The sequence below is a fragment of the Streptomyces nanhaiensis genome, assembly GCF_046614825.1.
Lineage (GTDB): Bacteria > Actinomycetota > Actinomycetes > Streptomycetales > Streptomycetaceae > Streptomyces > Streptomyces radiopugnans.
The window spans coordinates 1-26,238 of sequence record NZ_JBKJFM010000023.1 but is presented as its reverse complement, the minus strand read 5'-3'; the positions used below and the strand labels follow the sequence as shown (position 1 = coordinate 26,238).

Below are 26,238 nucleotides of genomic sequence, written 5' to 3'. Positions count from 1 at the left end.
CGCGCCCCCGGCCCCGCCCGCCTGGAACCTTCCGGCGCAGCCAGACCTCAACGGAGACCGAAACCCACCATGGCAGCCCCCGCAACCCCCTCCACCATCCGCTGGGAGCAGGACGACACCGGTGTCGTCACCCTCACCCTGGACGACCCCGCCCAGTCCGCCAACACCATGAACGCCGCGTTCGCCGCCTCGCTCGCGGCCGTCGCCGACCGCCTGGAGGCCGAGCGCGAGAGCGTCCGCGGCGTCATCGTCACCTCCGCCAAGAAGACCTTCTTCGCCGGCGGCGACCTCAACGACCTGCTGGCGGTACGGCCCGAGCAGGCAGGCGAGCTCTACGAGCGCGGCATGGCCATGAAGCGGAACCTGCGCCGCGTCGAGACCCTCGGCGTGCCCGTCGTCGCCGCCATCAACGGCGCGGCCCTCGGCGGCGGCCTGGAGATCGCGCTGGCCTGCCACCACCGCGTCGCGCTCGACGCCCCGGGCTCGAGGATCGGCCTGCCCGAGGCCACACTCGGCCTGCTGCCCGGCGGCGGGGGAGTGGTGCGCACCGTGCGGCTGCTGGGCATCACCGACGCCCTGCTGAACGTACTGCTCCAGGGCAGGCAGTACCGCCCGCGCCAGGCCAAGGACAAGGGCCTGGTCCACGAGGTCGCCGACACCCCCGAGGAGATGCTCGCGCGGGCGCGGGCGTTCATCGACGACAACCCCTCATCCGTCCAGCCCTGGGACGTCAAGGGGTACAGGATCCCCGGCGGCACCCCCGCCAACCCGAAGTTCGCCGCCAACCTCCCGGCCTTCCCCGCCAACCTCGCCAAGCAGCTCGGCGGCGCCCCCTACCCGGCCCAGCGCAACATCCTGGCCGCGGCCGTCGAGGGCGCCCAGGTCGACTTCGAGACCGCCCAGGCGATCGAGTCGCGCTACTTCACCGAGCTGGCGACCGGGCAGACCGCCAAGAACATGATCCAGGCGTTCTTCTTCGACCTCCAGGCCGTCAACTCCGGCCGCAGCCGCCCCCGGGGCGTCGAGCCCCGCAAGGTGCGCAAGGTGGCCGTGCTCGGCGCCGGGATGATGGGCGCGGGCATCGCCTACGCCTGCGCGAAGGCCGGGATCGAGGTCGTCCTCAAGGACGTGAGCGCCGAGGCCGCCGAGAAGGGCAAGGCGTACTCCGCCGGACTGCTGGACAAGGCGCTGGCCAGGGGCCGCACCACCCCCGGGAAGCGCGAGGCGCTGCTGGCCCGCATCACCCCCACCTCCGAGGCCGCCGACCTCGCCGGGTGCGACGCGGTGATCGAGGCCGTCTTCGAGGACACCGCCCTCAAGCACAAGGTGTTCGCCGAGATCCAGGACGTCGTCGCCCCCGACGCGCTGCTGTGCTCCAACACCTCCACCATCCCGATCACCTCGCTGGCCGAGGGCGTGGAGCGGCAGCAGGACTTCATCGGACTGCACTTCTTCTCGCCCGTCGACAAGATGCCGCTGGTGGAGATCATCCGCGGCGGGCGCACCGGCGACGAGGCCACCGCCCGCGCCTTCGACCTGGTGCGCCAGATCAACAAGACCCCGATCGTGGTGGGCGACTCGCGCGGCTTCTTCACCTCGCGCGTGATCGGCCGGTTCATCAACGAGGGCGTGGCGCTGGTCGCCGAGGGCGTGGACCCGGCCTCCGTGGAGCAGGCCGCCGCCCAGGCCGGCTACCCCGCCAAGGTGCTCTCCCTGATGGACGAGCTGACCCTGACCCTGCCGCGGAAGATCCGGAACGAGGCGCGGCGCGCGGTGGAGGCCGCGGGCGGCACCTGGGAGCCGCACCCGGCCGACGCGGTCATCGACCGGATGGTCGACGAGTTCGGCCGCACCGGCCGCAGCGGCGGCGCCGGCTTCTACGAGTACGACGCGGACGGCCGGCGCGCGGGCCTGTGGCCGGGGCTGCGCGAGCACTTCACCCGCTCCGACGCGGCCGTGCCCTTCGAGGACATGAAGGAGCGGATGCTCTTCTCCGAGGCGCTCGACAGCGTGCGCTGCCTGGAAGAGGGCGTGCTGACCTCGGTCGCGGACGCCAACATCGGCTCCATCCTGGGCATCGGCTTCCCCGGCTGGACCGGCGGTGTGCTCCAGTACATCAACGGCTACGAGGGCGGCCTGCCCGGCTTCACGGCGCGCGCCCGCGAGCTCCAGGCGCTGTACGGCGACCGGTTCGCGCCGCCCGCGCTGCTGGTGGAGAAGGCGGAGAAGGGCGAGACCTTCACCGACACGCCCGCCGAGCCCGCCGCGTAGGCCCTGCCGGGCGGGGGACGCCTCCGCGGCCCCCGCCCCGCGCCCGGTGCGCGAGGGGCGTCCGCCTCCGCGTGCCCCGCACCCCCGGCAGGGCCGGGATCGCGCTGGGACGCCTCCGGAAGCGGGGCCATCCCAGCGCCGGATCCGTTTCCACGGGGCGGGCCGGGCCGCCTGTACGTCACGGCCCCGGTGGCCGGGGCCGTGAATACCGCCGCGGACGGGGCCGGGGCCGGGGAGGCCGCCCCGGCCGCTGCGTCCTGCCGGCCGCGCCGTGCGGCGGGGGCGGCGATCCCCGCGACGGCCGGCGTTCCCTTCCCTGCGCGCGGGGAAGCCCTCCGGACCGCCGGAGTGCACGTCCCGCGCCGCGCGGGTCAGCCCTCGTCGGGGAAGGACGCCTTCAGCTCCTCGCGCATGGAGCGCTGGAAGGCGGTCACCAGTGCCTGCACGATCATGGGCTGCATATGGGCCGACAGCGTCCGCATCGTCTCCACCTGCTCGGGATCGGACTCCCGCCGCCGGTAGGGATCCCAGACCTCCTCCTTGAACATCCTGCTCAGCTCGCGGGCCGCCTCGCGGCTGTGCTCCAGGACGACCTCGCGCGCCGCCAGCAGCGTCTTCAGCGAGACCGGCACCTCCAGCAGCCGCACCCCCAGGTGCAGGATCACCGGGTCTATGCGGAAGACGTCCGGGTCGTCGGTCCGGGCCAGGACGTTCATCGCCGCGAGCCGGTCGAGGTCCTCCTCGGTCAGAGGCCGCCCGGCCCGCCGCTCCAGCTTCTCCCTGGTGGCCTCCGCCTCGGCGTCCGGAGCCCAGGAGGCCACCAGGGCCCGGTGCAGGGCGAGGTCCTCGGGGCTGAGGTCGGGGGGCAGCTGCCGCAGGTAGCGCTCGATGGCCGCCAGCGTCATCCCCTGGTGCTGCAGCTCCTCGATCAGCGCGAGCCGCGACAGGTGGCCGGGCCCGTACCGCCCCACCCGCCGCGGCCCGATCTCCGGCGGCGGCAGCAGCCCCCGGGTGGAGTAGAAGCGGATCGTGCGGACGGTGACGCCGGCGCGCGCGGCCAGCTCGTCGACGGTCAGTGAGGCAGCCGGATCCATGTCGGACAGTATTGCTGTCTCACCGTGGTTGTGAAACCTCTCCCCGCGCCTCAGGGGCGGGTGGCCGTGATCCAGTGGGCGAAGGGGAGTTCCCGGCCCCGGGTCAGGCCGGTGAAGCCGGCCGCGGCGATCATCTCCCGGTGCCGCCCGGAGGGCCCGCGGAAGTCCGCCACCAGCAGGCGGCCCCCCGGCCGCAGCACGCGGAACATCTCGGCGAAGGCGTGCTCGCGCCGGTCGGCGCGGACGTGGTGGACGGCGAAGCTGGTGACGACGGCGTCGAACGAGCCGTCCGCGGCGTCGAGTTCCTGGGCCGTGCCCAGGGTGAACGAGGCGTTCGCACCGCGGCGGGCGGCCAGGCGGCGCGCGTGCTCCACCATCGGCTCCGACGGGTCGACGCCCAGTACGGAGCCGTCCGGCGAGACGGCCGCGGCGACCGCGAGGGTCAGTGCCCCGGTGCCGCAGCCGACGTCGAGCACCCGGTCGCCGGGGCGGACCCCGGAGCGCTCGGCGAGCCGCTCGAACAGCCGGCGGCGCACCAGGGGCAGCGCGAGCGAGCTGAACAGCTCGTAGCGCCGGGGGTGGTTGATGAGGAGGCCGGGGCTGTCGGCCGTGGTTTTGGGCATGGCGGTTCCCCCAACTACTTAGTGGCGACTAACAAACCTCACCTTAGTCGCCACTAAGCAGCCGGGCAAGCGGACGGATACGATGGGGCGGTGTCCCAGCAGGAACCGACCACCGCCCCCCGCCGCACCCGGCTGAGCGCGGCCGACCGCAGGGCGTCGATCCTGGAGGCCGCCACCGCCGTCTTCGCCGAAGCCGGCTACCGGCGCGGCCGTACGGCCGAGATCGCCGCCCGCGTCGGCGTCAGCGAACCGGTGGTCTTCCAGAACTTCGGCTCCAAGGCCGCGCTGTACGCCGCCGTGCTCGACCGGGTGGCCGACCGGGTCGGCGCGGAACTGCGCGAGGAACTGGAGACCTGCTGCGGAGGCTCGGTGGCCACCCTGCTCGACCACGTCCTCGCCCCCGGCCACATCGACCGGATGCACGCGCGCGGCAGCCTGGGCGCCCTGCTGGCCGACGCCGCCGCCCTCACCGAGGAGCCCCCGATCGCCGAGGCGTACGGCCGCTGCACCCGCCGCCTCGCCGACGAGCTGACCGCGCTGCTGGCCCGGGGACAGCGGGCGGGCGAGATCACGGCGGACCTCGACCCGGCCGCCGGCGCGTGGTGGCTGCTGTCGTTCGTCGCCTCGCACCGCTTCCGCGGCACCGCCCTGCCCGGAGCGTCCCGGACGGAACTGGAGGACGGGCTCGCGGAGCTGACCCGCCGCATGCTCACCGGCGGCGCGCGCCCGGGAACGGCCGGGAGCTGAACCGGAGGCGCGCCCCCGCCCCGCCCCCGGCCGCCCGGCCCCCTCGGCGGCTACAGGGGATCGGTCTCGGACAGCCGCCCGTCCAGCAGCAGCCACCGGGTGATCCCGATCTCCCGCAGGAACGCCACATCGTGGCTCGCCACGACCAGCGCGCCCTCGTAGCCCGCCAGGGCGCCGGTGAGCTGCCGCACGCTCGCCATGTCGAGGTTGTTCGTCGGCTCGTCCAGCAGCAGCAGCTGCGGTGCGGGCTCGGCCAGCATCAGCGCCGCCAGCGCCGCCCGGAAGCGCTCGCCGCCCGACAGCGTCCCGGCCGGGCGGTCCGCCCGCGCGCCCCGGAACAGGAAGCGGGCCAGCCGCGCCCGGACCCGGTTGTCGGTCGCCCCCGGCGCGAAGCGCGCCACGTTCGCCGCGACCGACAGCTCGTCGTCCAGCACGTCCAGACGCTGCGGCAGATACCGCACCGGAACGTGCGCCACCGCCTCGCCCGCCGCCGGCTCCAGCTCCCCGGCGATCGTGCGCAGCAGGGTGGTCTTGCCCGCGCCGTTGCGCCCGACCAGCGCCACGCGCTCCGGCCCGCGCAACTCCAGCTCCGCACGGGCCCCGCAGCGCAGCTCCAGACCGCGCAGGGTCAGGACGGTACGGCCGCGCGGCACCGCGGTGTACGGCAGGTCGACGCGGATCTCGTCGTCGTCCCGCAGCGCCTCGGCCGCCTCGTCCAGCCGCCCCCGCGCCTCCTCCAGCCGCTCCTCGTGCAGGATGCGGTGCTTGCCCGCCGAGACCTGGGCCGCGCGCTTGCGCGCCCCCGCCACGATCTTCGGCAGGCCCGCGGTGGCGGCGGCCTTGCGGCCCTGGCGCATCCGCCCGGCGAGCTTGTCGTGCGCGTCGACCAGATCGCGCTTCTGCCGCCTGACGTCCGCCCTCGCCGCGCGGACCGCCCGCTCGGCCGCCTCCTGCTCGGTGGCCAGGGCCTCCTCGTAGGCGTCGACGTTCCCGCCGTACCACTGGACCCCGCCGTCGCGCAGATCGGCGATCCGGTCCATGTGCCGCAGCAGTTCGCGGTCGTGGCTGACCACCAGCAGCACCCCGTTCCAGGAGCGGACGGCCTCGTACAGCCGCCCGCGCGCGGTGATGTCGAGGTTGTTCGTCGGCTCGTCCAGCAGCAGGATCTCCGGCCGGGCCAGCAGCAGCGCGGCCAGCCGCAGCAGGACCGCCTCGCCGCCCGAGACCTCGCCGATGGTGCGGTCCAGGCCGATGTGCCCCAGGCCGAGCTGGTCGAGGACCGCGCGGGCGCGCTCCTCCACGTCCCAGTCGTCGCCGACGGCCGCGAAGTTCTCCTCGCTCGCCTCCCCGGCCTCGATGGCGTGCAGCGCGGCGCGGGTCCCGGCGATGCCCAGGGCCCGGTCCACGCGCATCGCGGTGTCCAGGTGGACGGTCTGGGGGAGGTGGCCCACCTCGCCCGTGGTGCGCACCGAGCCCCTGGCCGGGGCCAGCTCGCCCGCGATCAGCTTCAGAAGCGTGGACTTGCCGGCGCCGTTGAGGCCGACCAGCCCGGTGCGGCCGGGGCCCGCGGAGAACTGGAAGTCCTCCAGCACGGGGGTGCCGTCCGGCCAGGCGAAGTGCACCCCGGTGCAGACGACGGACGGAGCGGACGGTGCGGGTGGGTGGGAAGGGGAAAGCGCCATGGGGGCCTCCTGCTGCTCTCGGCGTGGAAGGGGAGCGACATGCGGGAGGCACCGGGAAGGGACCCGTACGACGGTGGGGGAGCGCGTGGAAGGCGCGGAGCCGGAACCCCTGGACGGGGACGGTCCGGTCGGCCGGTACGGCCCGGTCGGTCCGGAGGGCGGCTCGAAGCCCGAGGTCGTCGCACAGGCGGGTGCCGCGCGGACGCACAGGCGTCCCGCGGTCCGGTGCCTCAGGACCTCAGGCGAGCAACGGCCTTCTCCGATCGACGACTACAGGGCCGGGGAAGACGTTAGGACGGGCGGTCCGGTGCCGCAAACGGTTTTCCGCCGACGTACCGCCGGACGCGCGAACGGCGGCGCGGACGGGCACGCGGACGGACGCACCGCGGTGTTTACCGCCGCCCGAGGGTGTGCTGTGCTGCGGCACATGGACCGTACCGCTGGGCTCGCCGACGAGCCGCCCGCCGCCTGCCCCACCGTCCCGCACCGGCCGCTGCGCGTCCCCGCCGAGGAGGCCGAGAGCCGTGCTCGCGCCTTCCACGACGTGATGGCCCGCCGCCGTACCGTGCGCGACTTCTCCGACCGCCCCCTGCCCGAGGGCGTCCTGGAGTGGGCGGTCCGCACCGCCGCCACCGCGCCCAGCGGGGCGAACGTCCAGCCGTGGCGCTTCGTCGTCCTCACCGACCCCGAGCGCAAGGCGCGGCTGCGCGCGGCGGCCGAGGCGGAGGAGCGCGAGTTCTACGGCCGCCGCGCGTCCGACGAGTGGCTTGACGCCCTGGCACCGCTGGGCACCGACTGGCGCAAGCCGTTCCTGGAGACCGCGCCCGCGGTGATCGTGGTCTTCGAGGTCCACAAGGGGCCCGGCTCCCCGCGCCCGTACTACGCCAAGGAGTCGGTCGGCATCGCCGTCGGCCTGCTGCTGGCCTGCCTCCACCAGGCGGGCCTGGCCACGCTGACCCACACCCCCAGCCCGATGCGCTTCCTCAACGAGGTCTGCGACCGCCCGCCCGAGGAGCGCGCCGCCTACGTCATCCCGGTCGGCTACCCGGCCGACGGCGCGCAGGTCCCCGACATCCGCCGCAAGGACCTGGAGCAGGTCATGGTGCGGCTGTGACACCTCCGGCCCGCGGCGCGTTCACGCCCGTCACCCGGGAGCGGGCGACCGCCTCGCTCGCCGACCGCCTCGCGGGCGCCGAGGCCGCCGACGGCTCGCCCTGGCTGCGGGCCGCCGTGGACGGCGCCCCGGCCGCCCGGCCGGGTGAGTGGGCGGACGACCTGGCCGGGGCGCTGCGGCTGCGCGGCCGCCCGGTGCACCGGGTGAGCGCGGCCGGCTTCCTGCGGCCCGCCTCCCTGCGTCTGGAGTACGGCCACCGGGACCCGGACGCGTACTACGACCTGTGGCTGGACGACGGCGCCCTGTGGCGCGAGGTGTTCGGCCCGCTGGGCCCCGGCGGCACCGGCCGGGTGCTGCCCGACCTGTGGGACCCGGCCGCCGACCGCGCGACCCGCAGCCCGTACACCGAACTGCCGCCCGGCGGCGTGCTGGTGATGGACGGCCCGCTGCTGCTCGGCCGCGGCTTCCCGCTCGACCTGGCGGTCCACCTGCTGCTCACCCCCGCCGCCCTGGCCCGCCGCACCCCGGCCGAGGACCACTGGAAGCTGCCGGCCTTCGCCCGCTACGAGGAGGAGGTGCGGCCGGGGGAGGCCGCCGACGTGGTCGTCCGCGCCGACGATCCGCGCCGTCCGGCCTGGACCGGCTGACCCGGCACCGGGCCGGACGGGCGGGGCGCCCGCTCAGCCCTCGTCCGCCTCCGGCCCGCCGGACGGCACGGGGGTCCGCGCGGACCAGAAGTCGGAGTGCCTGTCGGGGAGTGGCGGTTTCCTTCCCGTGTACTCCGGTCCGCCGGGCTCCGGCCTGGGCGGCGTCACCTCGGATTCCGCCATGCAGGGAGTCGTGACATCGAGGAAGACCTGTCCCTTGTAACCGACTTCCAGGGACATGCGGAAATCGTCCGGAGTCGCCGCGAATACAGCCGGGTTGTCAGGGTGGTTCCGTACGCTGGTGATCTCGTATCCGCGGTTCTTCCAGTGGCGTTCCAGGACACCGAGGAAGTTCCCTCTCCGCTCGTCGGAGATGACGGTCAGGACGGCTGCACGCCGGGTGACCGACCCTGTCCTGGTGCCCTCGCCGGAGGTGCCGCAAGAGCTTTCGGACGAGACGCTGTGGGCCCATGCGACGGGCGGCTTGACGGCCCGCATGGTGCTGCTGACGATCTTGTCGGCTTCCTCGGCCGCTTCCTGCATGCTCATGGCCGATTCTTCCACGCTCTTCCCCGTTTCCCTTGCGATCCCGCAGCTGGAGACTGCCAGCACCATCAGTACTGCCGCTGCCGATCTGGCTCTCACCGGTGCTCCTCGGAGGTGACAAGGTCGGGCCGGTCGGCGACGATGGCGCCGATGTTGGCGTTCGATTCCGGATCTTTGCGCTCTCCGTCCCCTCACCCTCCAGTTTGCCCATCAGCAGCGGCAGGTAGGTCCGGTTGGCGCTGTCGCGGACCTCCGCGGGGATGCCGTCCAGGGAACCGATCTCACGGGGGTGGAGGGTGAGGTACTGCTCCCGCTCCTCCTTGCCGAGCTCCTCCCACCACTCCTTGCGCTGGGCCGGGGTCAGGTCACGGGGGATCTCCTTGCCGAGGTAGTCGTAGGCCGCGTCGCGTGCGATGGCGGAGTCGCGGTGGGCGTCGGCCCACATCGCGTCGCTTACCTCGATCCCCGGCTTCGTCCTCAGCCTCCGGATCGCCTCCGCGTAGTCGCCGTCCGCGGTCCGTGCGTCTCTCATCACGCGCGCGATCCGGTCGGCGATCTCCTGGGCCCTGGCACGGTTCGGGTTGCGGTCGGGCAGTTTCAGGGACGGATCTGTGGTGGGCTTCAACAGGTCGTGCGAGCCGGTGACGGTCCCACCCGGTGGTTTGACACCGTCCACTCCCTCCCCGGCCGAGGGGTAACTGACGGTACCGTCGGCGTGGACGGTGAACTTCAGGGCCTCGGCGTCGTCGAGGGCGTCCCTCAACTTCTTCTGGAAGCCCTTGAGCTCGTGCGCCAAACCGTCCAGGACGGTGCGTGCGAGCCCGCATTCCACGTGGATGTAGTGGAAGTTCTCGCTCAGCCGGCCCAGTCTCCGGACTGCGGCCCGTGCGCCCTCTCCCTCCTGTGAGCCCTTCAACTTGGCCAGCATCTCGCTGTCGACCCGGTCGCGGGCCGATCCCGACCGGTTGCTCGCCCCGGCCCAGCCGTCGGCGGCCTCCTCGATTCCGGCGACGTCCAGATCACGGAGCTGCCGCCAGGTCAGTGTGCTCGCCACCGTCACCCCCCGAGCCGTTCGAAGGACGACTTGGCGGCCGTCTCGTTCTCGTCGTGGTCCTTGGCCACCTGCCGCAGTTTCCCGCCGAGGCTCTCGCACTCCTTGCGGGCGTCCCCCAGGCGCCGCTCCCACGACCGGCGGACGGTGTGCAGGGCCGCGATGCTCGCCGGCCCGGCTCCCTCGGCACCCACGTCACAGTGTGAGGTCCCGAGCCGGTTCTCCGCGGTCCGCATGCTGCCTGCGAGATCGTCGGCCACACCGGCGGCCGACGTCCACGGGCCGTTGCTCTGCTTGAGGCCACCCGTGCCGCCGGGACCGGACCCCGGGGTGTCGGTGGACGCCAGCGTCATACGTGGGCTGTCGGCGGCAGGGGAGCCCATCCCCCTGGGCCTCTCCGCGAGGTCGAGTAACTGCTGCCAGACATCCGACTGCCGGTCTTCCGCCATTCCGCGCCCCGCCCCATGCGATCACCGAGGTCATGCCGCCCCGCCCCCGTGCCGCGTGAAAGTGCGGAAGGGTGTTGAGGGGCAGGGCACACCTGATTCCGGTGGCCGGCATGGCGGCTGCGCGGTGCCGCCTCATGAGTGCTCGTACTCATCTCCACCCGTTCGGGCGACCCGCCTGCCGCGCCCGGCCGAACCGCCCGTCAACTCCCCTCCCGCAGGCCCGCGTCGAGGGCGGACAGCAGGGTTCCGCGTGCGTCGTCGCCGTCCAGCGACCACACCATCACGCCCCCCAGGCCCTGTTCGCGGACGAAGGCGGCCTTGGCCCGCACCGTCGAGGCGTCGTCGAAGGTCCAGAACGTCCGGCTGCTCGCGTCGTACTTCCACACCGCCCCGGCGGCCCGGTCGCGGAAGACCCGGCCCGGCTGCCCGGCGACGAACCGGTAGGGCCGGCCCTCCAGCGCCGCCCCGGCCGGCCGGGGCGGCCCGTGGCCGTGCGGCGGCACGTCCTTCCAGCCGTAGCCGTAGAACGGGACGCCCAGCACCACCTTCCGCGCGGGCACGTCCTGTGCCACGTCAGGCAGCGTTCGCCCTGCCGACCACGGCTCGCAGCCGTCGACCGGCGGCGTGACGGTTTCACCGCCGCGTGCTGCCGGCGAGTGTCATTCCGCCGGTGTGCCGATCCGAAGCCGGTTGCCGTCGGGGTCGCGCAGCTCGATCTCACGCGCCCACGGGGCGTCCTGCACCTGCGCACCGAACTCGGAAGCGACGGCCTCGACGTCCCGAACGCGGAGGTAGACCAACGTGCCGGGACGGGCATCACCGTCGTGCTCCGACAGGAACAACCGCACCCCGCCCCGGGCGACCTCGACGAACGCCGGAAGTCCCGGCTCGAAGCGGTGTTCCCACTGCTTGGCGAAGCCCAGCCGCTCGTACCAGGCGACCGCTGCGGCAGCGTCCTCGACGCGGAGGATGGGAATGACTTCCTCGTCCATGGCGCCATCGTCGCAGACCGCCCGGGGTGAAAGCCGCCTGATGCGGCACCAGGTTCTGAGGGGACTCCCCGGGATCCGGTTCGGTGGCCGGACCATGATCGGGAGAAAGAGGCTCCACCCGGCGGAACACCGGTCGGATCACCATCCGAGCCACCGCAACGGCCCGTACGCATGTCCCCCGGAGGAGTGCAGCGGCCCGCCGGCAAGGCGGCGCCCGCCTCCTACCCCTTGTGCCAGCGGGCCATCGCGAACATGAACAGCCCGTACAGCGCCAGCCCCACGGCGACCGCCGCCAGCAGCCACGGGCCGGCCGGGGTGGCGGCGAGGGCGCGCAGGGAGTCGTCCAGGCCCTTCGCCCGGTCCGGGTCGTACCGCACGGCCGCCAGGACGGCGAAGCCGCCCGCCACCGCGAACACCAGCCCGCGCGCGAGGCCGCCCGCCACGCCCAGGAAGTCCACGGCTCGGCGCAGGCGCGCGGGCACCGGGCCCAGCTCCCGGCGGAACTCGTGCCGCAGCGCCCGCACCGCGCTCCACACGCCGATCGCGACGATCGCCAGGCCGAGTGCGCCGACCAGCCAGCGCCCGGCGGGCAGGCCGAGCACCTGCGAGGTGAGGTCCTGGGACTGCCGGTCGCTGGACCCGCCGTCCGCGCCCCCCGCGGCGAAGGCGATCGCGGAGGCCGACAGCACGGCGAGCACCGCGCACCGCGCGGCCGAGCGCAGCCGCTCCTTCGCCGTGTGCCCGTCCGGGCGCGCCGCGCCCAGCAGGGCCTCCGACAGCCGCCACAGGGCCAGCCCGGCCAGCCCGATGCCGACCGCCCACACCAGTACCCGTCCGAACGGCTGCTGGGCCAGCTCCCGCAGCGCGCCGCCGCTGTCGGCCTGGCCCTCCCGGTCGCCGAAGGCGATCCGCAGGGCCAGCAGACCGATCAGCAGGTAGATCACGCCGTACGCGACCAGCCCCCAGCGGGCGGCCGTCGTCATGGCGGAGCTGTTCGCCGCCCGTCTGGCGCCCCCGCGTATCGACGCCGGTGCCGGTGCGGATGTCCTCGTCGATGTCCTCATACCGCCCCGTCTGCCCCGGGCGGGCGCGCCGACGCCCGCGGACGGGGGCCCGGGAAATCGTTTGCCGACGCTCCGCGGGGTCCGGCAGCCTCGTCGGGGACCGACGGACGGAGACGCGTTTTGGCAACGTTGGCAGCCGGACCGGACACGGCGGCGGAGGGGATCGTCGCCCGGAACCTCACCAGGACCTTCCGCACCGCGGTACGGCGGCCCGGTCTCGCCGGCGCGCTGAGATCGCTGGTCGACCCGCTGCGGGTGGAGAAGACGGCCGTGCGGGACGTCTCCTTCAGCGTGGAGCGCGGCCGGCTGCTCGCCCTGCTCGGGCCGAACGGCGCGGGCAAGTCCACCACCATCAAGATGCTCACCGGCATCCTCACCCCCACTTCCGGTGAGGCCCGGGTCGCCGGGGTGGTGCCCTACCGGGAGCGGGAGCGCAACGCCCGCAACATCGGGGCCGTCTTCGGCCAGCGCACCCAGCTGTGGTGGGACCTGCCGGCCCGCGAGTCGTTCGCCGTCCTGCGCGACGTCTACGGGGTGCCGCAGGCCGAACACCGCGCCCGGCTGGCCGAGTTCGACTCCCTGCTGGAACTGTCGGAGTTCTGGGACACCCGTGTGCGCCACCTCTCGCTCGGCCAGCGGGTGCGGTGCGACCTGGCCGCGGCGCTGCTCCACGACCCGCCGGTCGTCTTCCTGGACGAGCCCACCATCGGCATGGACGTGGTGGTCAAGGAACAGGTCCGCGGCTTCCTGCGGCACCAGGTGGAGCGGCGCGGCCGCACCGTGCTGCTGACCACCCACGACATGACCGAGGTGGCCCGGCTGGCGGAGCGGGTGGTGCTGATCAACCACGGCCGGATCGTGCTGGACGGCTCACTGGAGGAGATCCGCGGACGGTTCGGCGGCACCTGGCAGGTGCACGCGACGCTGGACCCGGCCGAGCTGGAGGACGCGCCGCCGCCCGGGATCCGGGTGGTGCGCCGGGAGGGGCCGCGTGTGGTGTTCGGTCCGGACGGCTCCGACGGCTCCGGCGGCTCCGGCGGTGCCGCCCCGCCCACCGTCCACCGGGCGCTGCGGGCGATCGTCGAGCGCTACCGGGTGACCGACCTGGCGCTGGAGGAGAACGACCTGGAGGACGTGATGCGCGCCGCCTACCTGCGGCGGGAGGAACGTCCGGTGCGGGACGCGGCCGGGGACGGCGCGGTGGCGGACGGCGCGGCCGGGGACGGCGCGGTGGCGGACGGTGCGGCCGGGGACGGCGCGGCGCCCGCCGCCGGGCGGAGCGCCTGATGGCGGCACCGGCCCGGGCGCCGCACCGGCCCTGGCGGACGGCCTGGATCACCCCGCGGGGCGAGCTGCTCTCCCCGCCCCGGCTCACCGCCACCGCCCTGCGCCTGACCGTGCAGGTCTTCCTGGTGGTCTTCCTGTGGCGGGGCCTGTACGCGCAGACCGACGGCGCCGTCGCCGGGCTCGACCGCGAGCAGGCCGTCGCCTACGCCGTCCTGGCCGTACTGGTCCTGCGCATCCGGGAACTGGACCGGCACTCGGGACGCGACACCGTCCAGCAGCATCTGCACCACGGCACCATCGTCCACTGGTTCCTGCGCCCGGTGGCGCCGCGCCGCTACCACGCGCTGCGCGCCCTGGGCGACCAGCTCTACGGCTTCGCCTGGGTGGCGGCCGGCTACCTGCTGTGCCGTTCGGCCGGAGTGCTGCCCCCGCCCGCCTCCGCCGAGGCGGGCGCCGCGTTCCTGGCCGGTGTGGTGCTGGGGCAGCTGGTCCTGTACCGGGTGATGCTCCTGGTCGACCTGCTGTGCTTCTGGACGCTGCGCGACGGCGCGGCCCTGCGGATCGTGCAGTTCGCGCAGAACCTGCTCTCCGGCGCCTTCGCGCCGCTGTGGTTCTTCCCCGGCTGGTTCCGCACGATGAGCGACTTCCTGCCCTTCCAGGCCACGCTCAGCACCCCGCTGTCCCTCTACATCGGCCGCATCCCGCCCTCCGAGGCCCCGCACGCGCTGCTGGTGCAGGCGGTGTGGGCGGTCGGGCTGGCCGTGCTCACCCGGTGGCTGTGGCACCGCGCCGCCCTTCGCGTCGTCTCCCAGGGAGGGTGACCGCCGTGTCCCTCGCCGTCGACCCCGCCGCCGCCGGACGGCTGCGGCGGTGGGCCCGCGCCTGGCGCGTCGCCTGGCGGATCACCCGGCTCAACTTCCGCGCGCAGCTCGAGTACCGCGCCGAGTTCCTGATGTCCGTCGGGATGGGGGTCGCCTGGCAGTCGTCCGTCATCGTCTTCGCCACCGTGCTGCTCCAGCGCTTTCCCGGCATGGGCGGCTGGAGCAGCGCGGACGTACTGCTGATCGTCGGCATGCGGATGCTGGCCCACGCCCTGTACGTGCTGATCTTCGGCCGGGTCCACAGCCTGTCGTTCCTGGTGCAGGAGGGCCGGCTCGACGCCTGCCTGCTGCGCCCGATGCCCGTCTACCGGCAGATCCAGCTCAGCGTCTTCCCCACCCACGGCCTGGGGGACCTGGCGGTGGGCGCCACCATGTTCGCCTTCGCCGTCCAGCAGGCCGCCGAGCCCTGGACGGCCGGACGGGCGCTCTTCCTGGCGGCCGGGGTGGCGGGCGGCATGCTGGTGGAGGCGGCCGTCTTCACCGCCGTCTCCTGCGCCGCGCTGCGTTTCCCGTCCGCCTTCTACTGGAGCACCTGGGTGGACGAGCTGATGGCGACCTTCGGCAGCTATCCGCTGTCGATCCTGCCGAAGGCGGTGAGCGGGGTCTTCACCTTCGTGCTGCCGCTGGCGTTCGTCGCCTATCTGCCGGCCGGTGCGCTGACCGGGAACGGCGCGGCGCTGGGCGTCCCGTTCTGGCTGGCGGCGGCCTCCCCGGCGGTGGGCCTTGCGCTCTTCGTCGCCGCGCGCCTGCTGTGGAACCGGAGCCTGCGGCACTACACCGGCGTCAACGGCTGACCACCCGCCCGGAGCGCCCGCCGTCCTCGGAACCCCTTCCCGGGAGCCGTCCCCCGAACCCGGTCACGGGAGGCGCTGCGGGCCGGCGCGGCCCTCCCGGCGCGGCGCCCGCCGGTGCGAACAGTGCGTTCCGCCTCCTGGCGGGGCACCACCGGCTAGCCTTTCCGGCTGTCCGGTCAGGCGCGCAGGCCTGGCCGCGGGCCGGAACGGGGAGGGGAAACGATGCGAGACCTTGCGCGGATTCCGCTGGAGAACGGGGGCACGGTCCTGTTCGAGGCGCCGCCGGAACCGGGCGCGGCCGGAGCCGGCGGGCCGGTGAAGGCCGGACGGATCGCCGACACGGTCCGCGAGATGCCCCGCACGCTGCAGCAGACGCTGGCCCCGGTCGCGGACACCGCCAGGGCGGTGCTGGACCAACTGCGGCAGGCCGGTCCCGACGAGGTCGAGGTCGAGTTCGGGGTGGACCTGTCGGCCCAGGCCGGAGCCGTCATCACCAAGGGCGGTTCCTCGGTCCACCTGAAGGTACGGGTGCTGTGGAACGGCGGTGAGCGCGGCGAGGGGTCCACCGGACGGGACGGGGGAACCGAGTGACCCTCGCGGACCCCGCGCCCGCCGGCGCCGGAGGCGGGCGCCGCCGAGCGCTCCCGGCCTCGGTCGTACGGATCACCGCGGACGGCGGTGCCACGGCCGGGACGGGGTTCCTGGTCGCCGCGGACACCGTCGTCACCTGCGCGCACGTGGTGCGCGCCGCCGGGGGCGAGCCGGGCGGGCGGGTGCGGCTGGCCTTCCCCCACCTGCCGGGCGCACCGCGGCCGGAGGGGCACGTCCTGCCCGGCGGCTGGCGGGCGCCGGAGGCCCAGGACATCGCCGTCCTGCGGCTGGAGAGCACCCCGGCGGGCGCCGAACCGGTGGCCCTGGGATCCGCGGAGGACGGCCGGGGCCACCGCGTCTCCTCCTTCGGGTTCCCCGTACAGGCGCCGGAGGGAGGCCACTTCGGCTACGGCACGGCCGGCGACCTGCTGCCGGCCGGTGAGGCGGGCACACTGCTGCAACTGGCCGACGCCAACGACCTGACGACCGGTTTCAGCGGCGGGCCGGTCCTGGACGAGACGACCGGCCTGGTGATCGGCATGGTCACCGCGATCACCGGACCGGACCGGCACTCCAGGGGCGTGGGCATCGCCTACGCCACGCCGGCGCGGCAACTGCGCGAAGTGTTACCGGAGCTGAGCGAGCACCAGGTGTGCCCCTACCGGGGGCTGGAACCCTTCACCGCCGAGCACGCCGGGTGGTTCCACGGCCGGGACGCAGCCGTGGAGGAGGTGCTGGCCGAGCTCGGCGGGCAGCGGCGGGCGGTGCTGCTGCTGGGACCCTCGGGCGCGGGCAAGTCCTCGCTCCTCCAGGCCGGCGTCCTGCCGGCCCTGGCCGAGGGCAGGCTGCCCGGCAGCGACCGCTGGCTGCCGGTGCTCGCCCGCCCGGGGCAGGACCTCCCGGCCGAGCTGGAGCAGGCCGGACTGCCCGGAGCCGCGAGCGAGGGCTTTCTGTCCGCCGCGGAACGCAGACTGGCCGGTGAACCGGCCGGGCGCCGCCTGCTGCTGGTCGTCGACCAGTTCGAGGAGCTCCTCGCCCAGCCCACGCGCGACGCCGCCCGTGACGGAGACGGGGGCGGGGACAGGGAGGGTGACGGGGACGAACGCCTGGCCGCCGCCGAACGGCAGCTCGTCGAGCTGATCGGATCACCGGTTCCCGTGAGCCTGGTCCTGGTGATGCGGGACGACTTCTACCCGCGCCTGGCCGCCCGCGCCCCGGAGCTGCTGAAGGCCCTGACGCCGGGACTGCTGAACGTCCCCGCCACCCTGAGCGCGGCGGACCTGCGGGCCATCGTCACCGCCCCCGCCGAGGCGGTGGGCCTCCGGCTGGAGGACGGACTGCCGGAGCGGATCGTCACCGACGTCCTGGCCGCCGGCCCGTCCGCGGCCGGACAGGCGCCGGTCACCCTGCTGCCCCCGCTGGAGCTGGCGCTGAGCCAGTTGTGGGAGCGCCGCGAGGACGGGCGGCTCACCCACCGGGCGTACGACCGCATCGGCGAGGTCGACGGCAGCCTGGCCACCTGGTGCGACACGGCCATGGGCCGCCTGCCCGCCGAGCACCGGCCCATGGCGCGGCGCGTCCTGACCGCGCTGGTGAGGCCCGCCGACGACACCCACGCCGTCCCCGCCACGCGGCGGCACGTCCCCCTGGCCGACCTGCGCGCCCTGGCCACCGGTCCCCTGGCGGCACCACCGGACGGGCAGGAGGCCGATCAGGCCTTCGACGCGGTGCTGGCCGCCCTGACCCGCCACCGCATCGTCACCACCCGCACCACGCCCCGGCCCGACGGCACCCCCGGCCGGGCGACGGCCGAACTCGTCCACGACGCCCTCGTCCGCGACTGGGCCGAACTGCGCGACTGGGTCGCCGAGGACCGCGACTTCCACGCCTGGCTCCACCGGGCCGAGGAGCGGCAGGCGCGCCACACCGCCAGCGGCCACCCCGGCGACCTGCTCGACGGCACCGACCTCACCGAGGGCCTGACCTGGTCCACGCGGCGCGGACTGCCCGGAGCGACACGGGAGTTCCTGTCGGCCAGCGCCCGTCGGCAGGGGCGCCTGAGGCGGTTGAGGAACACCGCGGTCACCGCGCTGGCCTTCCTCCTGGTGGTGGCGGTGACGACGGCGGGGGTCGCGCTGTGGCAGCGCGGCGAGGCGCTGCGCCACGCGCGGGAGTCGGCCGCCCGCGCCATGATGACCAGGGCCGAGGCGCTGCGGGACAGCGACCCGCGGCTCGCCCTGCAACTGGGGGTGGCCGCCCACCGGCTCGATCCGGACGCCCCGGCCACCCGGGCGAGCCTGCTGGAGACGCTCACCACCTCCCGCCACACAGCCACCGTGGACGGCCTCGGCGCCGAACTGACCGCGGTCGCCCTCTCACCCGACGGGCGCATGCTGGCGGCGGGAACGAACGACGGGCTGCTGCGCTTCTGGGACGTCTCGGAGCCGGAGCGGCCGGAGCCGGCCGGGACGGCCGAGGTCTCCTCCGAAGGCTCCGGGGTCACCGCGCTGGCCTGGCGGCCCGACGGCAAGGTCCTGATCACCGGGGACGACAAGGAACTGGGCCTGTGGAAGACCGGTGACCGGAGCCGTCCCGAACAGATCGGGCAGGTGCCCGGTTTCGGCGCGCCCCTCACCTCGGCCGTGTGGACCGGGGACGGGCGCCGCGTCGCCGTCGCCAACTACCACAACACCTACCTGCTGGACATGGGCGCGGCGGACGCCGGACGGGTTCCCCGGGAAGTCACCGTCAGGGCCAAGATCCCGCACGGCGGCGACCCCTCCCACGACCGGGAGAACACGCGGCTCGCCCTGTCGCCCGACGGGAGCCTGCTGGTGACCAGCGACGGCCGCGATTCGGTCCAGCTCTGGGACGCCGACGGCCCCGAACCCGTCAAGTCCGGGTCCCCGCTCCCCCTGACCCGGGAGAGCGCCGGTTCGTCCGTCATCTCGGCCGCCCTGTCGCCCGACGGCCGGACGCTTGCGCTCGGCACCCTGGCCTCGGAGGTGGAGGTGTGGGACGTGGAGGACCCCCGCGACCCCAGGCGGCTTCATTCCTCCTTGAACGTCGGCCTGTTCATGCCGGTGGACAGGGTGAGCTTCACCGGCGACCCCCGCGTGCTTGCCTGTGCCGGCCACGACGGGACCGTGCAACTGGTGAGTCTGTCCCCGTCGATGCCCCGGCGCACCGACATGCCGCTCGTCCACGGCGCGCCGGTGACCTCGCTGTCGGCAGCCACCGGCCGCCGCCTGCTGGCCACGGGAGGCACCGACGGCAGGGTGCTGCTGTGGGACACCGGGGACCGGGACCGGCCGCGCCGCCTCCGTGCCCCCCTGCCCGGACACGCCTCGGGATCGACCGACGGGACGCTCACCCTCGGCGGCGGCCTGCTGGCCAGCAGCGCCCCGGACGGGCGGGTGCTCCTTTGGGACGTCAGGCGGCCGAAGCGCCCCCGGGGACTCCCGCCGGTCGACTACTCGCAGCCCGGTTCGGGGCCGTGGGGCTCCAACCCGCCGTACGCCTCCGCCCTCTCGCCCGACGGGCGCCGCCTGGCGACCGCAGGAGGCCCGGACGGCAGGGGCGTGGCCCTGTGGAGGGCCGAGGGCGGCTCGTTCCGCCCCGCGGGCAGCCCGCTGAAGGGCCACCGGGGTACCCCGACCGCCTTCGCGTGGTCACGGGACGGCTCGCTGCTGGCGACCGGTGACGACAGGGGGAGGATCCTCCTCCGGGACGCCTCGGACCCGGACGGGACCGCCCGGGAGGCCGAGTCGGCCCATGGGGGCGCGGTGCGCATGGTCGCCTTCGACGCGACCGGCCGCAGGCTGATCACCGCCGGCACGGACGGCAGGGCGCTCTTGTGGAGGATCCCGGAGGCAGGCGGGCGCCTTTCGCGGATCGGCGAGGTGAGCACCGGCCAGATCGGCGCCGGCCGCTCGTCGGCCGCCGTGTCCGCCGACGGCGGGCTGCTCGCGGTCGGGCACAGTTCGGCAGCCCTGTCGCTGTGGGACGTCTCCGACCCCGGGCGGCCGCGCAGGCTGGCACGCACCGGCGTGGGCCACAACGGCGCGGTGGCCGCGGTCGCGCTCTCGCCGGACGGCTCCCTGCTCGCCTCCAGCTCCATCGGGGACGACGCGGTGCTGCTGTGGGACATCAGGGACCGCAGCCGCCCGCGCCGGATCGGATCCGCACTGTACGGCGACACCCCCTTCCCGGTGTCGCTGGCGTTCCTCCCCGACGGCCGCACCCTCGCCTCCCAGACGGTCACGCAGCTCGACCTGTGGGACCTGTCCGGGGCCCTGGAGGTCCGCGCAGACCCGCTGTCCACCGCGTGCGAACGGCTCGGCGGGGCCGGTCTCGGCCGGGCCGAGTGGGAGACGTACGCGGGCGGCACGGAGTACCGCAGGACCTGCGACTGATCCCCCGCCACCCCTCGGCCCGGCCGCCGGACCGCACCGCGGCCGACCGCGTGCGAAAACGCGTCGAACGGGCCGCGCCGGAGGCGGTAGCATCCCCGGCAATGCCCGGACGTAGCGCAGAGGCAGTCGCGTCCGCATGGCGTGCGGGAGGACGCCGGTTCGAATCCGGCCGTCCGGGCAGGCCGGCGGAGGTCCCGTAGCGCAGCGGCGGACGCGCCCGCATGCCATGCGGGAGGACGCCGGTTCGAATCCGGCCGGGGCCACCGGGGCACCGAGCACGGGGGAGGACATGGGCGGGGCCGAGACGGCGGGCGGGGTCACCGGGGACGAACTCGCCGCGTTCGACCGCACGGTGGCGCGCCTGCGCGCCCTGCCCGCCGACGATCCGGTGCGGCTGCGAGCCGAACAGGTCGCGGCCTCCTTCGCCCGCGACGGCCGGCTGCGTCGCAGGAAGGCGCGGGAAGAGCACCGGGCCGCCGCCGACGCGGCCGTCACCGCGTCCACCGCCACCGGATCCGACACCCGGCGCGAGGACGTGCCACTGGACGCGTCACCGGACACGTCCGGGCAGGACCGGGCACTCGGCGTCTTCGCACGCCCCCGCCACTGCTACGTCTGCAAGCGTCCCTACCGCCGCGCCGACGCCTTCTACCACCGTCTGTGCCCCGACTGCGCCGCCGACAACTCCGCCCGCAGACAGGTGCGTACCGACCTCGCCGGCCGCCGTGCCCTGCTCACCGGCGGCCGGGTCAAGATCGGCTTCCAGCTCGCCCTGATGATGCTGCGCGACGGCGCCGAGCTGATGGTCACCAGCCGCTTCCCCGCGGACGCGCTGCGCCGCTTCCAGGCCGCGCCCGGCAGCGGGCAGTGGCTGGAGAGGCTCACGGTCGTCGGCATCGACCTGCGGGACCCGCGCCAGGTCGTCGGCCTGTGCGAGCGGTTGCGCGCCGACGGCCGGCCGCTGGACATCCTGGTCAACAACGCGGCCCAGACGGTGCGCCGCCCGCCCGAGGCGTACGCCCCGCTCGCGGCCGGGGAACGCGAACTGCCCTCCGGCAAGGCCCTGTACGCGCCCGGCTACCGCCCGATGCCCGGCGCAGCCCTGCCACCGGCCGCGCTCGCCGACGCGCTGCCCGGGCCCGGCGTCCTTCCCGGGACGGACGAGGCCGGGCTGCTGCCGGACACCGCCCCGCGCAACTCCTGGTCCGCGCTGCTGGGCGAACTCGATCCGGTGGAGGTGCTGGAGACCCAACTCGTCAACGCCCTCGCCCCCGCACTGCTGTGCGACCGCCTGCTGCCGCTGCTGCTGGCCTCCCCGCACCCGCGTCGCTACGTCGTCAACGTCACCGCGGTGGAGGGCCGGTTCGCCGTGCGGAACAAGACCGCGCGCCATCCGCACACCAACATGGCCAAGGCCGCCCTCAACATGCTCACCCGCACCAGCGGCCCCGAACTCGCCGCCCGCGGCGTGCACATGTGCGCGGTGGACACCGGCTGGATCACCGACGAGAACCCGGCGCCGAAGAAGGCCCGGCTCGCCGGGCAGGGCTTCCGCACGCCGCTCGACGTCGTCGACGGCGCGGCCCGCGTGTACGACCCCATCGTGCGCGGCGAGGCCGGATCACCGGTCTCCGGGGTCTTCCTCAAGGACTACCGGGAGGCCGAGTGGTGACGGGACACACCGCAGGACCGGCGGGCTTCACCGGGGTCGCGCCCGTCGCGCCCCGCCCGGCCGCCGACCTGGCACCCCTGCTGGCCTGGCTGCGCACCGGGCAGGTCCCGCACGGGCGAATGGACTTCACCGCCGGTACGGCGGTGCCCGACGGGCGGCTCGACCTGTGCAAGCAGGCGCTGGGCCCGGAAGGCGCGGCGGCCGTCGCCGAGGCGCTGCGCCCCGGCCCCGTACGGCACCTGCTGCTGGGCACCGACGGGCTCGGCGACGAGGGAGCGCGGACGCTCGCCGCGGCGCTGGCCACCGCGCCGTACGGGCGGCTGCGGCGCCTGTCCGTCGCAAGCAACGGCATCGGCCCGGGAGCGGTCGCGACCCTGGTGGGCGCGGCCGCGGCGGCGGGGGTCGAGGTGTGCGACCTGGGCCGGGTCAGGGCGGCCGGAGCGCTCGGAGCCCGTGACAACCACGTGGACGAGGAGGCCGCCGCCGCGATCGGGGCGGTGCCGGCCGAGCGACCGCACCGGATGACGCACCTGGTCCTGTCCCACACCGGCATGCGCAGCCGTGAGGCCCACCGCCTCCTGGACGCGGCCCCGCGCGCCGCCGCCCCCACCCGCTACCTGCTGGGCAAGGGCATCGCCACCAGTGTGCGCCGCCGCCTCGACGCGTTCAGCGCCCGTCCTCCGCCACTGCCGCCCGTGCCGGCCGTGCCGGCCGACGTCGCCGCCATCCGCAGCCTCCACCGGCAGCCGCCGCCCGCTCCCTGACACCGGCCGGCCCGGGCTCCGAGCCCACGCCGGCCGGCGCCCCGACCCCCGGGCGGGCCCGGAGGCGGATTCCGAGCGTGGGCCTGCGCTGATGGAGGCTTTGGCCTCCCGGTGGGGCGTGGCCGGCCGTACCGCGGGAAGACCGTCCGGGCCGAGGCCGACCCCGGGGGAGGAGCGCGCCCAGCGGACGGGACATAGGCCGCATAACGGCTATAGCCTGGAAATGCCTCGACTTTCCTAGCGGTGGGAGGCGACACCATGACGTTCATCCAGGTCATCGACTGCAGGACCCATCAGGCCGACGAACTGGACCGGCTGATGGACGACTGGGTCCGGGCGACCCAGGGCAAGCGGACGGCCACCCACTCGGTCGTCGCGCGCGACCGCTCCGACCCCGCCCACGTGGTGGAGATCGTGGAGTTCCCCTCCTACGAGGAGGCGATGCGCAACTCCCATCTGCCCGAGACCGACCGGATCTTCCAGAGGCTGACTGCGGCCTGCGACGAGGGACCGACGTTCACGGACCTGGAGGTCTCCCGGGACGAGCAGCTCAACACCGGTGTGGTCCGCACCTTCGTCGAGGAGGTGATCAACGGGCGGAACCTCGACGCGGCCGACGGGCTGTGCACCGACGGTTACACGCACCACGACCCCGCGCTGACCTCCTACGACCTCGGGCTCGCACGGGCCAAGGAGGAGAACGCGCAGGCCTTCGAGGCGTTCGAGCCGATGGTGGCCGTCGAGGACCTGGTCGCCGAGGGCGACAAGGTGTGCGCGCGGCTGTCCTACACCGGCCGCCACTCGGGCGCCTACCAGGGGCTGGAACCCACCGGCAAGGAGATCTCGACCACCGGCCACGCCACCTTCCGCTTCGAGGACGGGAAGATCGCGGAGAGCTGGTGGAACTGGGACGACCTGGGGGCGCTGCGGCAGATCGGCGCCGTGGGGATCTGACCTGTACCGGTGCGCGGGGAAGGCGACGAAGACGGCGCGCGGGGAGGGCCCGGCCCTCCTGCCCGCGCGCCGCCGGGCCGCCGGGATCAGCGGGGGAGCGTGGTGGAGTCGACGTAGGCGGAGACCGCGGCCCGGGGCTGTTCGCGGGCCGGTCCGTCCAGCGGGTCCCACTGGTCGGTGTGCCAGACGTTCTGCATGAAGGCCGACGGCTTGTCCGGGATGCGGGAGGCGGGGCCGCGGTAGTCCCACAGCACGTTCCTGCGTCCGCTGTCGTCGTGGCTCCAGAAGGTCACCGAGTCCGGCTGCCAGTCGAACATGAAGGTGTGGAACTGGGTGGAGGAGTCGAAGCCGGGCACGGGCGTGACGCTCGCGGGGCTGTTCTCGCCCGGCAGTTCGGGTTGGCAGTCCCCGCCGAGGCGCACCATGTAGCAGTTGTGCACGACCTTCCCGGTGCGCATGTCGATCGCGCGGGAGATCTTGCGCACGGGGACCGGCTGCCCCGGCGCCACCGACCCGTCGTAGTCGGTCCAGATGGTCAGCCAGACGACGTGGGGCTGGGCGCAGAGGACCTCGATGTCGATCTCGTCGTTGTCCGGCAGGCCGTTGCCGTTGCCGTCGGAGTGGTCGGTTGAGTAGGTGAAGGTTCCGGTGACGACACCGAGGCGGCCCTGGCCTGTGCAGTCCGCCGTCCTGATGCGGGTGCCGTAGGTGCCGTAGCGGTAGGTGGCCTCGTTGCTGCTGATCTCCACGCCGTTGCCCGGGCCGGCGCCGGGGCGGGCGCCGAGCCTGAGCCGGAGCGCGCGGCCGTCGTCGGGGCCGTTCATCGACACGACGCCGACGGTGCCGCCGGGAGCCGATGTCCGGGAGAAGTAGGGGGAGTCGCCGGTCCAGTGCTCCGTGACGGGGGCCGCCGCGGCCGAGTTGGCGAAGAGGACACCGGAGATGGCGGTCGCCGCGGCGGCCGTGAGCCATCGCAGGCGCCGGGCTCCGCGGCGGATTCGGGGCGGAGACGATGTGTGGGGCAAGGTCTCTCCAACGTGAGGGGCTCGTACGGAAGGTGTCCGGCCCGGTCCGCCGGGCTTTTGCCGGGTTTTTGCCGGGCGGTCGTCAGGGGGCGGAACGGTGACGGACCTTGTGAGAGCGCTCTCAGGATCGGCCGCGGCGGCGCCCGTGTCAATGGTCCGGACCTGACACCCCGTTGCGGGCCGACAGCGCCGTGCCCGCCCCGTGTCGGATCACGGGACGGGCGCGGCGGCGGGATCGGGCGCGGCCCGCCGGAGGGCGGGGCGCGGCGAAGGGCTTCAGGCCCCGGCGGCCGCCTTGCGGGCCTCGATACGGGCGCGGCGGGCGGCCAGGCGCTCGTCGAGTTTGCGGGCCTCGCCGTCCAGTCCGTCCAGGTACAGGCCCAGCTCCTCCTGGGCCTTCAGGCCCTCCGGGCCGAGCCCGCCGATCTCCATGACCCTCAGATGGCGCAGCACCGGCTGGAGCACGTCGTCGTGGTGGATGCGCAGGTTGTAGATGCCGCCGATCGCCATCTGCGCGGCGGCCCGCTCGAAGCCGGGCATGCCGTGGCCGGGCATCCGGAAGTTCACCACCACGTCGCGCACCGCCGACATCGTCTGGTCCGGGGCCAGTTCGAAGGCCGCCCGCAGCAGGTTGCGGTAGAAGACCATGTGCAGGTTCTCGTCGGTGGCGATGCGGGCGAGCATCCGGTCGCAGACCGGATCGCCGGACTGGTGGCCGGTGTTGCGGTGGGAGATGCGGGTGGCCAGCTCCTGGAAGGCGACGTAGGCCACGGAGTGGAGCATCGAGTGCCGGTTGTCGGACTCGAAGCCCTCCGACATGTGCGCCATCCGGAACTCCTCCAGCTTCACCGGGTCCACGGCGCGGGAGGTCAGCAGGTAGTCGCGCATCACGATGCCGTGCCGCCCCTCCTCGGCGGTCCAGCGGTGCACCCACGTGCCCCAGGCGCCGTCCCGGCCGAAGAGGGTGGCGATCTCGTGGTGGTAGCTGGGGAGGTTGTCCTCGGTCAGCAGGTTGACCACCAGGGCGATGCGGCCGATGTCGGTGACCTTGGACTGCTCCGGCTCCCACGGGTCGCCGCCGAGCGGGCCGTCGAAGTTGCGGCCGTCGCTCCAGGGGACGTACTCGTGCGGCATCCAGTCCTTGGCGATCTTCAGATGACGGTTGAGCTCCTTCTCCACCACCTCTTCCAGGGCGTAGAGCAGACGGGCGTCCGTCCACTGCTCCGATCCGGGGGCGTACGGGGTGGCGAGGGTCATGAAGGCTCCACGGGGATGGGGGAAACACTACCTACGAGAGCGTAGGTTACGAAACCGTAGGTTGATGGGACCGCAAAAGGCAATATCGGTTCCGTGAGCAGGTGGGGACGGTGCGTGCCCGAGGGCGGGCAGGCCTCGGAGCCCCGGGAGCCGCGGGGCGGAAAACGGCGGAGGCGGGGGCGGCGCACAGCGCCCCCCCCCGCCTCCGCGGGGTCGTCCGGACGTCAGAGCAGGCCCGCGCGGCGCAGGGCCTCGGCCATCTCGCTGTTGGCCGGAGCCGCGCCGCGCTCCCGCCCGCCCCCGCCCCGCCCCCCCCCC

23 protein-coding genes and 2 tRNA genes are annotated in these 26,238 nt (G+C 74.4%); 14 read left to right on the top strand and 11 right to left on the bottom strand.

All coding sequences use genetic code 11. The annotated features are described in order from the left end of the window. Positions 1-69: 69 nt before the first annotated feature. A complete protein-coding gene (locus ACLIYP_RS08715; protein ID WP_412712552.1) occupies positions 70-2,271 on the top strand; it encodes a 3-hydroxyacyl-CoA dehydrogenase NAD-binding domain-containing protein in 2,202 nt (733 codons plus the stop codon). Positions 2,272-2,642: 371 nt separating this feature from the next. Here ACLIYP_RS08715 and ACLIYP_RS08710 read toward each other — a convergent pair whose 3' ends face one another. Further along, positions 2,643-3,365 carry a MerR family transcriptional regulator gene (locus ACLIYP_RS08710; RefSeq protein WP_412712551.1) on the bottom strand — a complete coding sequence of 241 codons (723 nt, stop codon included), beginning with the start codon at positions 3,363-3,365 and terminating at the stop codon, positions 2,643-2,645. A 50-nt stretch (positions 3,366-3,415) separates the two neighbouring features. Next, on the bottom strand, positions 3,416-3,988 hold the full coding sequence (locus ACLIYP_RS08705; RefSeq protein ID WP_412712550.1) for a class I SAM-dependent methyltransferase: 573 nt from the start codon (positions 3,986-3,988) through the stop codon (positions 3,416-3,418). Between the two features lie 90 nt (positions 3,989-4,078). Between ACLIYP_RS08705 and ACLIYP_RS08700 the strand changes: the two genes are divergently transcribed. Then, on the top strand, positions 4,079-4,735 hold the full coding sequence (locus tag ACLIYP_RS08700; RefSeq protein WP_412712549.1) for a TetR/AcrR family transcriptional regulator: 657 nt from the start codon (positions 4,079-4,081) through the stop codon (positions 4,733-4,735). A 50-nt stretch (positions 4,736-4,785) separates the two neighbouring features. On the opposite strand, the gene ACLIYP_RS08695 is transcribed toward ACLIYP_RS08700, so the two are convergent. Beyond that, positions 4,786-6,417: an ABC-F family ATP-binding cassette domain-containing protein gene (locus ACLIYP_RS08695; RefSeq protein ID WP_412712548.1), complete on the bottom strand. Its 1,632-nt coding sequence runs from the start codon at positions 6,415-6,417 to the stop codon at positions 4,786-4,788. A gap of 427 nt (positions 6,418-6,844) precedes the next feature. Here ACLIYP_RS08695 and ACLIYP_RS08690 point away from each other — a divergent pair, with 427 nt between their 5' ends. Both ACLIYP_RS08690 and ACLIYP_RS08685 read left to right on the top strand, forming a co-directional pair. Beyond that, complete coding sequence (locus ACLIYP_RS08690; protein ID WP_412712547.1) at positions 6,845-7,531, top strand: nitroreductase family protein; 687 nt, start codon at positions 6,845-6,847, stop codon at positions 7,529-7,531. Beyond that, positions 7,528-8,178 (top strand): nucleoside/nucleotide kinase family protein, encoded by a 651-nt coding sequence (locus ACLIYP_RS08685; protein WP_412712546.1) that lies wholly within the window; start codon positions 7,528-7,530, stop codon positions 8,176-8,178. The genes ACLIYP_RS08690 and ACLIYP_RS08685 overlap by 4 nt, the downstream gene beginning before the upstream one ends. Positions 8,179-8,211: 33 nt before the next feature. Here ACLIYP_RS08685 and ACLIYP_RS08680 read toward each other — a convergent pair whose 3' ends face one another. From ACLIYP_RS08680 to ACLIYP_RS08655, 6 genes are all read right to left on the bottom strand, one after another. Next, positions 8,212-8,418, bottom strand: coding sequence for a hypothetical protein (locus ACLIYP_RS08680; RefSeq protein ID WP_412712545.1), 207 nt, complete (start codon positions 8,416-8,418; stop codon positions 8,212-8,214). A 40-nt stretch (positions 8,419-8,458) separates the two neighbouring features. Next, complete coding sequence (locus ACLIYP_RS08675) at positions 8,459-9,778, bottom strand: hypothetical protein (RefSeq protein WP_412712544.1); 1,320 nt, start codon at positions 9,776-9,778, stop codon at positions 8,459-8,461. Positions 9,779-9,780: 2 nt separating this feature from the next. Then, positions 9,781-10,128 (bottom strand): hypothetical protein, encoded by a 348-nt coding sequence (locus ACLIYP_RS08670; RefSeq protein WP_412712543.1) that lies wholly within the window; start codon positions 10,126-10,128, stop codon positions 9,781-9,783. Between the two features lie 296 nt (positions 10,129-10,424). Further along, a complete protein-coding gene (locus ACLIYP_RS08665) occupies positions 10,425-10,796 on the bottom strand; it encodes a glycosyl hydrolase family 18 protein (RefSeq protein ID WP_412712542.1) in 372 nt (123 codons plus the stop codon). Between the two features lie 87 nt (positions 10,797-10,883). After that, positions 10,884-11,216, bottom strand: coding sequence for a glyoxalase superfamily protein (locus ACLIYP_RS08660; protein ID WP_412712541.1), 333 nt, complete (start codon positions 11,214-11,216; stop codon positions 10,884-10,886). A 221-nt stretch (positions 11,217-11,437) separates the two neighbouring features. Beyond that, complete coding sequence (locus tag ACLIYP_RS08655) at positions 11,438-12,199, bottom strand: DUF1206 domain-containing protein (protein ID WP_412712540.1); 762 nt, start codon at positions 12,197-12,199, stop codon at positions 11,438-11,440. 201 nt (positions 12,200-12,400) lie between these two features. On the opposite strand from ACLIYP_RS08655, the gene ACLIYP_RS08650 reads away from it, so the two are divergent. The 10 genes from ACLIYP_RS08650 (at position 12,401) to ACLIYP_RS08605 (ending at position 23,638) form a co-directional block, all read left to right on the top strand. After that, positions 12,401-13,567, top strand: coding sequence for an ABC transporter ATP-binding protein (locus ACLIYP_RS08650; RefSeq protein WP_412712539.1), 1,167 nt, complete (start codon positions 12,401-12,403; stop codon positions 13,565-13,567). Then, positions 13,567-14,388 carry an ABC transporter permease gene (locus tag ACLIYP_RS08645; RefSeq protein WP_412712538.1) on the top strand — a complete coding sequence of 274 codons (822 nt, stop codon included), beginning with the start codon at positions 13,567-13,569 and terminating at the stop codon, positions 14,386-14,388. The genes ACLIYP_RS08650 and ACLIYP_RS08645 overlap by 1 nt, the downstream gene beginning before the upstream one ends. A 5-nt stretch (positions 14,389-14,393) precedes the next feature. Beyond that, entirely contained in the window at positions 14,394-15,242 is an 849-nt protein-coding gene (locus ACLIYP_RS08640) for an ABC transporter permease (RefSeq protein WP_412712575.1), read from the top strand. Between the two features lie 222 nt (positions 15,243-15,464). Next, positions 15,465-15,833, top strand: coding sequence for a CU044_2847 family protein (locus ACLIYP_RS08635; RefSeq protein ID WP_412712537.1), 369 nt, complete (start codon positions 15,465-15,467; stop codon positions 15,831-15,833). Next, positions 15,830-20,248, top strand: coding sequence for an nSTAND1 domain-containing NTPase (locus tag ACLIYP_RS08630; protein ID WP_412712536.1), 4,419 nt, complete (start codon positions 15,830-15,832; stop codon positions 20,246-20,248). The genes ACLIYP_RS08635 and ACLIYP_RS08630 overlap by 4 nt, the downstream gene beginning before the upstream one ends. A 105-nt stretch (positions 20,249-20,353) precedes the next feature. Beyond that, positions 20,354-20,426 (top strand) — tRNA-Ala (locus ACLIYP_RS08625). Positions 20,427-20,438: 12 nt separating this feature from the next. Then, positions 20,439-20,511: transfer RNA gene (locus ACLIYP_RS08620), tRNA-Gly, on the top strand. Positions 20,512-20,537: 26 nt separating this feature from the next. Continuing rightward, complete coding sequence (locus ACLIYP_RS08615; protein WP_412712535.1) at positions 20,538-21,920, top strand: SDR family NAD(P)-dependent oxidoreductase; 1,383 nt, start codon at positions 20,538-20,540, stop codon at positions 21,918-21,920. Further along, the gene (locus ACLIYP_RS08610; protein ID WP_412712534.1) at positions 21,917-22,684 is read left to right on the top strand and encodes a hypothetical protein; all 768 of its coding nucleotides are present in this window, start codon (positions 21,917-21,919) and stop codon (positions 22,682-22,684) included. Before ACLIYP_RS08615 ends, ACLIYP_RS08610 begins: the two co-directional genes overlap by 4 nt. 258 nt (positions 22,685-22,942) lie before the next feature. Next, on the top strand, positions 22,943-23,638 hold the full coding sequence (locus tag ACLIYP_RS08605; protein WP_412712533.1) for an ester cyclase: 696 nt from the start codon (positions 22,943-22,945) through the stop codon (positions 23,636-23,638). An 86-nt stretch (positions 23,639-23,724) separates the two neighbouring features. On the opposite strand, the gene ACLIYP_RS08600 is transcribed toward ACLIYP_RS08605, so the two are convergent. Together ACLIYP_RS08600 and ACLIYP_RS08595 are read right to left on the bottom strand one after the other, a co-directional pair. After that, on the bottom strand, positions 23,725-24,663 hold the full coding sequence (locus ACLIYP_RS08600) for a glycoside hydrolase family 16 protein (RefSeq protein ID WP_412712532.1): 939 nt from the start codon (positions 24,661-24,663) through the stop codon (positions 23,725-23,727). Between the two features lie 276 nt (positions 24,664-24,939). Continuing rightward, a complete protein-coding gene (locus ACLIYP_RS08595; RefSeq protein WP_412712531.1) occupies positions 24,940-25,920 on the bottom strand; it encodes an acyl-ACP desaturase in 981 nt (326 codons plus the stop codon). Positions 25,921-26,238 lie beyond the last annotated feature (318 nt).

Coding starts and splice junctions, on each gene's coding strand:
- ACLIYP_RS08715 (WP_412712552.1), top strand. CDS start 70: ATGGCAGCCCCCGCAACCCCCTCCACCATCCGCTGGGAGCAGGACGAC.
- ACLIYP_RS08710 (WP_412712551.1), bottom strand. CDS start 3,365: ATGGATCCGGCTGCCTCACTGACCGTCGACGAGCTGGCCGCGCGCGCC.
- ACLIYP_RS08705 (WP_412712550.1), bottom strand. CDS start 3,988: ATGCCCAAAACCACGGCCGACAGCCCCGGCCTCCTCATCAACCACCCC.
- ACLIYP_RS08695 (WP_412712548.1), bottom strand. CDS start 6,417: ATGGCGCTTTCCCCTTCCCACCCACCCGCACCGTCCGCTCCGTCCGTC.
- ACLIYP_RS08690 (WP_412712547.1), top strand. CDS start 6,845: ATGGACCGTACCGCTGGGCTCGCCGACGAGCCGCCCGCCGCCTGCCCC.
- ACLIYP_RS08680 (WP_412712545.1), bottom strand. CDS start 8,418: ATGTCCCTGGAAGTCGGTTACAAGGGACAGGTCTTCCTCGATGTCACG.
- ACLIYP_RS08670 (WP_412712543.1), bottom strand. CDS start 10,128: ATGACGCTGGCGTCCACCGACACCCCGGGGTCCGGTCCCGGCGGCACG.
- ACLIYP_RS08660 (WP_412712541.1), bottom strand. CDS start 11,216: ATGGACGAGGAAGTCATTCCCATCCTCCGCGTCGAGGACGCTGCCGCA.
- ACLIYP_RS08655 (WP_412712540.1), bottom strand. CDS start 12,199: ATGACGACGGCCGCCCGCTGGGGGCTGGTCGCGTACGGCGTGATCTAC.
- ACLIYP_RS08645 (WP_412712538.1), top strand. CDS start 13,567: ATGGCGGCACCGGCCCGGGCGCCGCACCGGCCCTGGCGGACGGCCTGG.
- ACLIYP_RS08635 (WP_412712537.1), top strand. CDS start 15,465: ATGCGAGACCTTGCGCGGATTCCGCTGGAGAACGGGGGCACGGTCCTG.
- ACLIYP_RS08615 (WP_412712535.1), top strand. CDS start 20,538: ATGGGCGGGGCCGAGACGGCGGGCGGGGTCACCGGGGACGAACTCGCC.
- ACLIYP_RS08605 (WP_412712533.1), top strand. CDS start 22,943: ATGACGTTCATCCAGGTCATCGACTGCAGGACCCATCAGGCCGACGAA.
- ACLIYP_RS08595 (WP_412712531.1), bottom strand. CDS start 25,920: ATGACCCTCGCCACCCCGTACGCCCCCGGATCGGAGCAGTGGACGGAC.